7 protein-coding genes and 6 pseudogenes are annotated in these 10920 nt (G+C 60.3%); 7 read left to right on the forward strand and 6 right to left on the reverse strand.

Features of this window, described 5'->3' with window-relative positions; genetic code table 11:
- Nucleotides 1–653 (forward strand): annotated as a pseudogene (locus IVA75_RS04470) (IS256 family transposase); the annotation flags it as partial.
- Between the two features lie 319 nt (nucleotides 654–972).
- Here IVA75_RS04470 and IVA75_RS04475 read toward each other — a convergent pair.
- Both IVA75_RS04475 and IVA75_RS04480 read right to left on the reverse strand, forming a co-directional pair.
- Nucleotides 973–1641 carry a transposase gene (locus IVA75_RS04475; protein ID WP_247290096.1) on the reverse strand — a complete coding sequence of 223 codons (669 nt, stop codon included), beginning with the start codon at nucleotides 1639–1641 and terminating at the stop codon, nucleotides 973–975.
- Nucleotides 1566–2198: a transposase gene (locus IVA75_RS04480; RefSeq protein WP_247290094.1), complete on the reverse strand. Its 633-nt coding sequence runs from the start codon at nucleotides 2196–2198 to the stop codon at nucleotides 1566–1568. The genes IVA75_RS04475 and IVA75_RS04480 overlap by 76 nt, the downstream gene beginning before the upstream one ends.
- 250 nt (nucleotides 2199–2448) lie before the next feature.
- On the opposite strand from IVA75_RS04480, the pseudogene IVA75_RS04485 reads away from it, so the two are divergent.
- The 3 genes and pseudogenes from IVA75_RS04485 to IVA75_RS04495 form a co-directional block, all read left to right on the forward strand.
- A pseudogene (locus IVA75_RS04485) lies at nucleotides 2449–2691 on the forward strand (IS256 family transposase); the annotation flags it as partial.
- A 39-nt stretch (nucleotides 2692–2730) separates the two neighbouring features.
- Nucleotides 2731–3136: pseudogene (locus IVA75_RS04490) on the forward strand (transposase); the annotation flags it as partial.
- An 826-nt stretch (nucleotides 3137–3962) separates the two neighbouring features.
- The gene (locus IVA75_RS04495) at nucleotides 3963–4205 is read left to right on the forward strand and encodes a hypothetical protein (protein ID WP_247290093.1); all 243 of its coding nucleotides are present in this window, start codon (nucleotides 3963–3965) and stop codon (nucleotides 4203–4205) included.
- Nucleotides 4206–4814: 609 nt separating this feature from the next.
- Here the strand turns inward: IVA75_RS04495 and IVA75_RS04500 are convergent.
- Nucleotides 4815–5808 (reverse strand): annotated as a pseudogene (locus IVA75_RS04500) (IS110 family transposase).
- Between the two features lie 134 nt (nucleotides 5809–5942).
- On the opposite strand from IVA75_RS04500, the gene IVA75_RS04505 reads away from it, so the two are divergent.
- The gene (locus tag IVA75_RS04505) at nucleotides 5943–6461 is read left to right on the forward strand and encodes a transposase family protein (RefSeq protein ID WP_247290090.1); all 519 of its coding nucleotides are present in this window, start codon (nucleotides 5943–5945) and stop codon (nucleotides 6459–6461) included.
- A 22-nt stretch (nucleotides 6462–6483) separates the two neighbouring features.
- Here IVA75_RS04505 and IVA75_RS04510 read toward each other — a convergent pair whose 3' ends face one another.
- Nucleotides 6484–7281, reverse strand: a complete 798-nt coding sequence (locus IVA75_RS04510) for a recombinase family protein (RefSeq protein ID WP_247290088.1) — start codon at nucleotides 7279–7281, stop codon at nucleotides 6484–6486.
- Nucleotides 7282–7996: 715 nt separating this feature from the next.
- Here IVA75_RS04510 and IVA75_RS04515 point away from each other — a divergent pair.
- Nucleotides 7997–8150 (forward strand): annotated as a pseudogene (locus IVA75_RS04515) (IS3 family transposase); the annotation flags it as partial.
- A gap of 384 nt (nucleotides 8151–8534) precedes the next feature.
- On the opposite strand, the gene IVA75_RS04520 reads toward IVA75_RS04515, so the two are convergent.
- Nucleotides 8535–9161 carry an IS701 family transposase gene (locus tag IVA75_RS04520; protein WP_247358652.1) on the reverse strand — a complete coding sequence of 209 codons (627 nt, stop codon included), beginning with the start codon at nucleotides 9159–9161 and terminating at the stop codon, nucleotides 8535–8537.
- Nucleotides 9162–9347: 186 nt separating this feature from the next.
- On the opposite strand from IVA75_RS04520, the pseudogene IVA75_RS04525 reads away from it, so the two are divergent.
- Nucleotides 9348–10093: pseudogene (locus IVA75_RS04525) on the forward strand (IS5 family transposase).
- 167 nt (nucleotides 10094–10260) lie between these two features.
- Here IVA75_RS04525 and IVA75_RS04530 read toward each other — a convergent pair.
- A partial coding sequence (locus IVA75_RS04530; protein WP_247358655.1) for an IS701 family transposase occupies nucleotides 10261–10920 on the reverse strand: 660 nt, incomplete at its 5' end.

Below are 10920 nucleotides of genomic sequence, written 5' to 3' on the forward strand. Positions count from 1 at the left end.
CTGCGCTGCTCGGCAAGGATGCTGCCGGGTTGTCGGCATCCGCCATCGGTCGCCTGAAGGATGGCTGGCTCGACGAGCACGCCGCGTGGCAGAGGCGCGATCTGTCGGCCAAGCGCTACGTCTACATCTGGGCTGATGGCATCCATCTCGAAGCCCGGCTCGAAGACGAAAAGCAATGCATCCTGGTGCTGATCGGCGCGACGCCGGAAGGCCGCAAGGAACTGGTCGGCTTCACCGATGGCGCCCGGGAGAGCGCGCACGATTGGCGCGATCTGCTGCTCGACCTGAAGCGGCGCGGGCTCGACGTGGCGCCGCAGCTCGTCATCGCCGACGGCGCGCTCGGGTTCTGGAAGGCCGCTGGCGAGGTCTGGCCGAAAACGCGCGAGCAGCGCTGCTGGGTGCACAAGACCGCCAATGTGCTCGCCAAGTTGCCGAAAAGCCAGCAGCCGAAAGCCAAACGCGCGTTGCAGGAGATATGGATGGCTGAAACCAAGGTCGCTGCCGAACTGGCGTTCGACGCCTTCATCGAGAGCTACATGCTGAAATACGAGAAGGCCGCCGATTGCCTGAGCAAGGATCGAGACACGCTGCTTGCTTTCTACGACTTCCCGGCTGAGCACTGGAAACATTTACGGACCACGGATGAGATGGACAAGCGATTTCTTCATGGCCGAGGCGACGATTGCGGAGATCGCCGTAAGTCCATTCTTTTGTTCGGTCGCGCTGCGGGCCATTCTTCCGTCCCGGCCACCGATCTCGCAGCCGCCGCGCGCAGGGGCGGTCAAGGCTGGCCGCATTTGCGGCCACCGCATGGCTTGGCCTTGACCGGCCCGAGCACGACGGCACGCTGGCGTGGAACGGGACTGGGTTCCTGGCCTGGCTAGACTTGCCGTCAACCGCGACTATGGTTGTTGGGCGCGGGCGACCTCGTGGCGAAGCGTGACGCGTCGGCTGCAAGCGTCACCGGACTGCCTATTTTGTCCTGCCGGACTGAGGCGCCCGCGCGCCCGCTCTTGGCCGCCGCGCTTTCCATTGCGACACGAATTGTTCGTAGTTTCGCTCCGCCTGGGCGGCAATCAGCATCTCGCGGTCGCGCAGCGCCTTGATGTTGTAGGCATAGGCAGGTCCACGCCGGCTGCCTTTCTGTTGCGGATGTCCGGCTTGAAGTTGCATTGCGCGGGTCTTGTTGGCCACCAGGGCCGGGCGCGCCCACAGGTAATCTTCGCCCTTCGTCAACAATTGCCAGCAGAGCACAGTGAGCTTGCGAGCCACGGCCACCGCGGCGATCTGATGGCCGCGCCGGGCGCGGATGCGGACGAAAAAAGCATGCAGTGGACCGGGCGCCTTGGCCGCTGCCCAGGCCGCCTCGACCAGCATGGCACGCGCGTGAGAACGGCCGATCTTGCTGATACGACCGTGATGGGCAGCTCCCAGTCCCGACTGCCGCACCCGCGGGTTCAGCCCGAAATAGCTCACCAGCTTCTGCGGGCTGTTGAACCGGCCGATGTCGCCGATCGCTGCCACGATCCCGGCGGCGACCGCGAGATTGACGCCGGTGATTGTCATCAATCTGTTGACCGCGGGATCGTCCATGGCGTCCTGTGCGATCTCGCGGTCGAGCAGGGCCAGGTCTTCCGCCAACCGTCAAGCTCACGGACGTGCCGATCGATCGCTGCGCGTTCATCGTCCGGCAACTGTTGAGCGGCCAACCACGCCCGGCCGCGGGCGTTGAAAAGATCGGCATGCGGGCACTTCGGGATCAGGTGCGCGTGCAGGATCGAATGCACCTCGTTCTTGAGCCGCGTGCGATGCCGCACGACCTGGTAGCGCCGCGCCACCAGCCTGCGCTTGCGTTCGGTCTCCGCGTCAGGCGTCCAGATCTGCGGCAGATACCCGGCCGCCTGCAGACTGGCGAGCGTGCCGGCATCGATCTTGTCGGTCTTGACGTGAGCCTGGGCGATCGCCTTCACCTGCAGCGGATCGGCGATAATCACCCGTGCCACAAACGGCGCCAGAACCCGCGACACCGCCATGCTGTTGGCAGTCGCTTCGAGCACCACCTCATCGCTGGCCAGCAGGGTCTTGCCAAATCCCTCGAGCGCAGTCCGCGTCATATCAACCCGGCCCGCATGTCGGAGCTTGCCGTCTTCCCAAAACACCACCTCCCCGAAAGTCCGGTGGACGTCGATGCCAATCACCCGTCGCATTTGCACCTCCTGCTCGATATGACGGGAGCTGCGGGCGACACGACAACTACGGATTCGCGCTCACGGCGCAACCGGGCGAGTCGCAGAGGCGGCCAGCTACTAACTCGAGCTCTCGGCTCATCGTATGCATCGGCCTGCCCGCACATCGTGCTCCCGGTGCCTCTGTCCCGATGGTCGCACCATACGCCACGATGCAGAACACCGCAGCGGAACATTGGCACCGAGAACTCTCATACCGGTTACCAACCCCATTGAAAGCACCTTCGCCACCGTGCGCCATCGCACGATCCGATCGAAGGGCTGCCTGTCCAACAGGACCGCGCTCGCGATGGTCTTCAAACTGCTGGAAACCGCGCAGAGAAGCTGGCGCCGCCTCGACGGCACCAACCAGTTGCCAAAACTCGTTCTTGGTGTGACATTCAACGACGGGATTGAGGTCATCGCCAAGCCGGCCGACCGTCAGCCCACAACCGCCGCCGCCTGACCGGCGCCGGCCGTCACCAAAATTTGGCGATAGCTCTCCATTCTCAAGCAGGGCGCCGACGGCGTGCCGGTTGTGGAGATCTGCCGCAAGGCCGGAATCAGCCAGGCGACTATTTCAATTGGAAGACGAAGTATGACGGGCTGCTGCGGACCGAGATGCGGCGGCTGAAGCAGCTCGAGGACGAGGACGTCAAGCTGAAGAAGCTGGTCGCCGATCTCTCGCTCGACAAGAAGATGCTGCAGGATGTGATCCGCCGAAAGCTATGAAGCCCGGCAGGAAGCGCAAGCTGGTCGACGAAGTCCGCATCGAGTGGCAGGTCTCGATCCGCCGGACCTGCGCGGCGATCCGGTTCGATCGATCAACCTACCATCGCAAATTGCGTCGCTCCGGACAGGCTACCCTCAAACATCTGATCAAGGAGATCTGTCATGCGCGCGTTCGCTACCGCGCTCTCGCCGCCACCTTCGCGCCGCCTGTCATGGCGCGCCCTCGGCTTTTGAACCAAGGGGTAGCCAGTACGTTATCAGATGTAAGCTCGTCATAGGTTGTAGTACCGGTTCATTGGCACGACACCGGCCACATATGGATCCAATGCCCGCCTTTACGCGCGGACCCCGCTTATCTGCATTCTGGATGAGCCTGCCGAAATAGCATGTCCATAGACTGTGATTTGACGGCCGTCAGCGTGGCTGCTTTAGCGGATGAACGAGAGCGAATCTACGATTTTCCTGACAGTCGTCAGGGCAAAGTTCCTCGTTTTCTAGCAAAGGCGAACGCGATCTGCCTTTCACTAGAACTGGTAGCAGGAATCGCTTCGTGTTTGCTGTAGTCTTCGCCATCGAGGTCGACGATCGATTCGGGACTAAAGCGCCGTAATTTGTGATCGCGATCTGCAACGATCGTGTAAGATGACTACAATCCTAACGGTTCTCTGAAAAGGGCTACCATCCCGCCGTTCATGACTCGCGATCTAAATCGAAGATTCAGATGACAAGTCCGATAGATAATCCATTTATTAAACCAGCGTTGACAAACTCCACGACTGTTGCGTTGACCGCCGAACCTGTGCGGCTCGTCTCTGGAGCCGCCAAGCGAGCTCGGCTGACAGTCCCGATGTCGATGATGCCGTTTGCGTTTGGCCGCGGTGCGGCGGCAAACGTTCGGTGTAAGGCTCGCTGCGCACTTCATGAGCCCAAGCAACGTGCAGCCGCTTTGAAGAAACGGCATCATAGCGCCGTAATGATGAAGCTGCAGACTCATGGCTTATGGTCATGAAGCGTGTCGAATATCCTTCCGGACGCTCCACCAGGTCGACCGTCTTTGTTGGCAAGAATCGCTTTGGAAACTGGGTCGTCCGCGAACAGAATGGTAACTTTGGTGGCCTGTTTGCGAGCCGCGCGCAAGCACTGAAATACGCACTCTGCGAGAATGGCCAACATCCAGAAGCTGTCCTCGAGGTATCTGGCGAGATCGAACTCGTTATTCCCTGCAGTCAGCGTAGGCGCGGGATTTGATAAATCGGCGCAATTGAGAAAGAGTAAGTAGCATTGCTACAGCCCCGCGAAAACAGACCGCCACGCCCTTAAGTGAGCATGCCGGTTGGCTGAAGGACGATCGCGAGCAGCGAAAATATGGACCTTCGTCTTTCGCCAAGAGGACGGGAACCAAGTCCGATCTTCGCCGACCGCTTTCTGCGCCGGGCGAAAGACCAAGATAAGCGCTAACAGTCGATGTGTTCGGTAAAAATGTGCGTCACCATTATCCATGCTTTCGAGAATCGCGTGCAGTTCTGCGCAGGTTCTACGATCTCAGGTCCGGCGATCGCGTATGGGTGTCATTCGGCATGCAAAATTGGCTTTGACTCATATGTGGAACGGCCCGGCTGCAAGATCTTTCTCTGGTTGAACAAGGGATGACGGTGCGGTCATATGTTCGGCCTGTAAACGCGGCGCCCGGCCGCTGGCCACGATGATATCCGCGGAAGCAAATCGCCCAATCAATTTCTCGCCCTCGAAGCGCAGTGAGTCAGGCGGTCTGATCGCTACCGGGAATGTCGTCATTCGGGGTTCATCCAGATTTGCACCTTGCCTCCTCGGCAGCTTTCTTCTTCCGCCGGAGAGTTCTTAAGATTGGGTTTTCAGCATTGCAGGGGGCGCATGATAGATGCCGCCTCTGACCAGCAAGGCCCAGATGGTGCGCGCAATCTTATTGGCGAACGCCACCGCTACGACTTCGACGGCCGTCTTTGCAGCATGGTCCGAATCCAGAGCGGGACTTTCAAGCCTCGCTTGCCAAGCTTGATGATTGAGGTCGCACCAACGATCAAGAGCGTCCGTATGCCGATTTCCACGCTTTGATACGCCCCGAGCCTTTCTTTCCCGCCGCTCGACTGAGCCCTCGGTGTTAGCCCCGTCCAAGCAAATCTCGTGCAGTCGCAAAACCGCGAGCATCCACGACCGACGTCCGAACGGTAGCGGCGATGAGAGGGCCGACACCGGGGATACTCATCAGGCGCCTCGCATCGGGGGTCCTTTCTGACGGCAACCAAAATCTCTCTGTCGAGCTTCTCTATGCGGGTTGTAAGCAGCTCAATCTGTTCAGCGAACTGGATCAGAGCAAAGCGGGCGGCGCCGGGGACCCTATTGTCTTTTTCGTCCCGGAGAAGCACCAGGAGTTTTGCGATGCTTGCCATGCCTTTTCCGGCGATAATGCCCAATTCGGCCATATGAGCACGCAGGGCATTTGCAGTCTGGCTGCGCTGCCTCATCAGCATCTCTCGCATTCGCAAAATCATGCTGGATGCTTGTTGTTCGGCAGTCTTCACCCGTACGAATCGCATTGTCGGGCGGGTGACCGCCTCACAAATGGCTTCAGCATCCGCCACGTCCGTCGTTTCGTTTGACGTAAGGCTTCACCTAGGCTGGCGGCATCATGCGGACAGAGTGGCCCAGCGCCGCGATCTCGCGTGCCCAGTGATGTGCACTCGCACAGGCCTCCATACCTACTAAGCAAGCTGGAAGGCTCCGAAAGAAGGGCAGAACCTGCGATCGCCGCAATGCGAACCAAGACTTTCCCGTTTTCGGCGGTGCCGTGAACTTGAAAGATCGACTTGGCCAAAACGGTCCTTCCTTTGTGGCGCCTCTCTACGCGACCACGTTAGGCACTTTTGATGCCGGTTCGAAGGGCCGTTCCACACCATCACTTTTGATAAAGTTCGAGAGCGGGCTCGTTGGTTTCACAAGGGAATCAACATGGTGCAGCGAGCCCTACGTCCGTCGGCCTTAGTCCCTCCTGGGCTTGTCGTTGAGAGTGCCATCTGTGACGGCACTGCAACCGTGATTACCGTGCGTCCCACTGGTGACACGAGTCTCTGTCCCGGGTGCAAATCCAGTTCTGCGCGAATCCACAGCCGATATCAGCGATGTCTCTCGGCTCTGCCGCTGGCTGGGCGGCCGGTTCGGCTTATGGTCGTTGCACGCCGATTCCGATGCGATGCTACCCTTTACGCTCGACGTATTTTCATCGAGCGCTTCGATAATAGCATTCTGGTGCCGTGGGCGAGGCGAACGACCCGGCTCGGTTTTGTCGTTCACCACCTTGGCCTTGCTTTGGGCGGACGGCCAGCGGCGAGTTTTGCTGGCCGGCTGATGATGCCCGTGAGTAGCGATACCTTGCTTCGCGTCGTTAGAAGGCGCGGATGCCCGCCCTTTGCCGCGCCGACGATTGAGCATGGCGGCGCAATCAGCGCTACGGAACAATCATCTGGTTGAGAGGCGACGACCGATCACACTTCTACCCGACAGAGAGCCGGCTGAGTTCGACCCTACGAAGCTCATGCCAAAGCCAGCTCGCCATTGTGCCCGTCTCAAAGCCGATACGCTCCGCCTGTGGCGCATGTTCACGCTCACGCCCTCGCGTGCTGCATCCCGCCGCCACAGCCGTCTTACCATAAGCATAAGCGCCGCCGTGGACCGGGTTCTCAATGATCCGGTGGATGGCGGAGCAATTCGGTCGCCGCCAGGCTGTGTCGCCGTCGGTCTGCTTCACCGGTAGATCGAGATTGCACTCGTGGAGGCAGCAGAGCGCCTGTCGCGCACTGCCCAGTTCCTCGACCTTGTCGAACACCAGCTTGATCGCTTCCTGGACACGCCGATCCGGATCTATCTCATACTGGTCGCCGGCCTTCACGAAGCCGACGGGCGCCGCCACAACCAACTCGCCCTGGCGGGCCTTCTCGTGGCGGGCCGAGAGCGAGCGCTGGCGCAACAAATCCAGCTCGTACTCGTTGAGGCTGCCCTTGAGCCCGAGCAGCAGGCGATCGTTGCCGTGCCTTAGCGCATAGATGGTCTCCTGATCGACCAGAACGGTATCGACCACGCGGCACATCTCGATGAGTTGCTGCCAATCCCGCCTGTTGCGAGCGAAGCGCGAGACCTCGCGGGCGCAAACCGCACCAACCTTGCCGAGGCAAACCTCCGCCACCACCCGCTCAAAGCCAGCGCGTTGTACCCCGCCGGCGTCTGAACGACCGAGATCATCATCGATCACTTCGATCTCTAACCACCCGAGCGCCGTGAGCCGGTCCCTCATGGCGCATTGCAACGCGCTGCTCTCGCGATTGTGCAACACCTAATGTGCTGAGGTTTGGCGCACGTAAAGAATCGCCTTGCGCTCCAGATGATGAGGCCTGACTTTGTCAGAGATCATGATCGACCTCCTTCGCGAGCAGCGTTGCTGTCCTCGCAGCATGGTCGAGGATCAACTGCGTCATCAGGCTCGTGAGGGCCGCCCGGGGCTTCCGCCGGCTGCTCCGGCCATGCTGGCGCGCCGATGGGGCCATTCGACAGGCCGCTCCCGAACAGATCCATCTGTTGCTGCGGCCGCGGTTGTCGATTGTGTCGGTATCCGCTCCCTGGCATTGCCGTCTGGCTTGACATGAGTCGCTCCCCGATTCTGGCCGTGAGAGCCTCTGGATGCGCCAGAAAGCGGGGCAGCTGATGGCGTTCGATCATTAACGCCAGATCGACAAGCGCAGAAAGCGCTGCAAGTGCGGTTATGCTGACAAATGGCCGAGCTGCCAAAAGCTCCGCCTCAGGGCATGCCGTCCGGTCGAACATCCATGCTGGAACCTCCAGCCAACGATCTGCTTGCGATCCATCCAGCGAGCAGCGGAAAGCACTTCATCAGCCTTGTCAACCGTTCCGTGAACGCAAACGTGGCGACCAAACCAAGGACGATATCGATAAAGAACCTCGCGAAGAACGGTCCTGTGGGCGTTTCTCAAACCTTGTTGTAGAACCACAGACGACCGCACTCGCAGCTTGGATGGAACCCCGTCCGAATTCGCGATGACCTGCCACCCGCGCCGGGATCTGACGCTGCGCTATGCCGAAGGCTCCGCGCCAGCTCCCGTCGCTCCCACCGCCCAACCGGGCAAATCCAAACGCAGGGACAGATGACGGTGCCAGCCATGCCAGCATCTGCTTTCGTTGTGATCGAGCCCGAACTCGTTTTTTCGCGGTTTCAAAGCTGTCCTCGATCGCCCATCGATGGCCTTCGACTGCGACCAGCGTTTCAATGGCTGTTCCCGCCGGGCACCCAGCTGGTGAAGAAGGCGAGGTCATCATCGGCGATGCGACGACGGACCAGTAGACCGCGTGTCCACAAACCGTCATTTGCACTGTTGAATCTGCTCGGCCTCAAGATCCGCCAATTCGAGATAACACCAATCGTGCCGCCGCCGGTCCTTTGGTTCCGGCTCCCGCCGAAAGGCGCTTCCAGTCGGATGAGCGCCGCGTCCGGGCGAGATCTGCAGCCGTACCGGCGACCGGCGGTCGCTTGCCCTAGGATCGGAACGCATGAGCGCTGCTGACCCCAAGCACGTAGCGTTTGCTGACCCGACGTAGTTGCTGTTCGATGTCGCCGACCGTAGACGGTATCACCGGCCACCCCCACTTGAATGGTACAGACGCGGCTATCGCGCGTGCGATCATTCTCGTCGCAAGCTTTGGTTTGGTCGCAAAGCCGACATCGGCAGGCACATATGTGGCTTCCAGACGATCTGGATCGTCGGTCCATTCCTTCGGAAGATACAACGCGCGATCGATGAACTCATGGCCGACGCGAAACGTAGGCAGCGAAGACGCCGGTCTGGCAGTTCGTGATCTCCCTGCCGAACCGGTATATTGCCGCGCCACTCCGCAGACGCTTTGCCCTGTTTTGAGAAAGCCGGTTTCGTCGATCACCAGCACCGCATCCTCATCCGCCAAATGCTCGATGACATAGTCGCGCACGATATCGCGCAGAGCATCGGCGTCCCAATCCCCACGACCCAGAATCGCCTGCTGCCGCCATGGGCCAGGATCGCCAGCCGCCTCCGCGCGCATCCAACCGGTCTTGCGTTGCTCATCTCCGAGCAGGCCTTCCAGGAACAGACCCGCATTCGTCGCAACACGCTCTTGCGTGAACAACGGACGTGTCGGTTGGAAGCGACGCCGTCCACAACGCAAGCGTCTCCTCAACCGACGCGGCCCGCACCACTACATTCGAATCACGGTTACCCATGGATTCATAAGTCCGCAATAAAAGCAACTGTAATGCTAGGGTCTGTTCCTAGTTAGCATCACGTGATTCTCTGACCTGTGCATTGACGGGAGATCTGGCTGAATGATAGGCAATGGGCGCGCATCGAACCTCATCTGCCGACGGGACTGACAGGGCCGGAGCGAGACGACGATCGGCGCATCATCAGCGGCATCGTTCACATGCTGCAATCGGGTGCGCGATGGCGCGATTGTCCACCTGAGTACGGCCCTTACACGACCATCTACAAACCGCTTCAATCGTCGGGCCAAGCGTGGAGGATGGTGCGCAATCTTTGAAGCGCTGGCCAAGCTTGGCAAGGATTCCGTTGCGCTGTCGCGCGACTCGACTTCGGTCAAAGCTCATCGTTGTGCCTCCGGCGGAAAAGGCGCGAGTATAGTCAAGCGATCGGCCGATCGCGCGGCGGTCGCAGGACAAAATCGAGGCCCTAAGTGATCCGCTCTGCCGGCCGGTCGTCCTTCATCTGACCCCAGGCCAGGATGCCATATCGCTGCTGCGACCGACGTTCTGGCGCTCGCCCCGCCCATGCACGCGCTCCTCGCTGACAAAGGCTATGATGTCCCACAGCTTTCGCGCCGAAATCGTTAGTCGCGGCGCCAAGCCCGTCATCCCCAATAAATCCAACCGTATCGTCATCCATCGCTTCAACAAACACGCCTACAACGGCCGAAACGTCATCGAGCGCAACTTCTGCAGGCTCAAGGACTTCCGGCGCATCGCTACCCGATACGATAAGCTCGCTCGGAATTTCTTGGCCGCGGTTCATCTCGCCGCTCTCTTCTCATATTGGCTCAATTGAGTCTGGACCCTAACATTACAGTTGCCGTTTTGCTTTGAGATGCGCGCGCTGAGCGGCAGCCTGGTGGGCTCTGCGCCAGAATGACCATGCGATGACATGCGCGGGTTGGATCCGCTTTCGAGCAAGCCTGCTGGCGATGCGGCGGATTTCCTGGATTGACCAACGGATCAGCGGCGGCGTGGGTGTGCTTTGGCTTTTGCCGGGGGGCGGCGTTTGGTTTTTTTGGGCGGTGGCGGATTGGCGCGATGGCGGATCGCCGCCATCATGGCGAAGGCGAGCATCACCAGGGACACGTGGCGATGCCAGCCATGCCAGGACCTGCTCTCGTTGTGATCGAGCCCGAACTCGTTTTTCGCGGTTTCAAAGCTGTCCTCGATCGCCCATCGATGGCCTTCGACCGCGACCAGCGTTTCAATGGATGTTCCCGCTGGGCACCAGGTGGTGAAGAAGGCGAGATCGCCATCGGCGATATGGCGACGGATCAGCAGACCGCGCGTCCATAAACCATCATTTGCGCTGTTGAACTGCTCGACCTCGAGATCGGCCAGTTCGAGATAACACCAGTCATGCAGCCTCGGTCCTTTGGTTCCGGCTCCCGCCGACAAGCGCTTCCAGTCGGACGGGCGCCGCGTCCGGGCGATGTCTTCGGCCTTGCCGGCGACCGGCTGTCGCTTGCCCCAGGATCGGACGACATGAGAGCTGCTGACCCCGAGCACATAGCCTTTGCCTGCCCGCCGTAGCTGCTGTTCGATATCGCCAACACCGTAGACCGTGTCACCGGCAACCCACTTGAATGGTACAGACGCGGCTATCGCACGTGCTATCAA

The organism is Bradyrhizobium sp. 134, from assembly GCF_023074155.1.
GTDB lineage: Bacteria > Pseudomonadota > Alphaproteobacteria > Rhizobiales > Xanthobacteraceae > Bradyrhizobium.

Excerpts from the sequence above, each read along its gene's own strand:
- IVA75_RS04495 (WP_247290093.1), top strand. The coding sequence starts at position 3,963 with ATGAAGCGTGTCGAATATCCTTCCGGACGCTCCACCAGGTCGACCGTC.
- IVA75_RS04510 (WP_247290088.1), bottom strand. The coding sequence starts at position 7,281 with ATGAGGGACCGGCTCACGGCGCTCGGGTGGTTAGAGATCGAAGTGATC.
- IVA75_RS04505 (WP_247290090.1), top strand. The coding sequence starts at position 5,943 with ATGGTGCAGCGAGCCCTACGTCCGTCGGCCTTAGTCCCTCCTGGGCTT.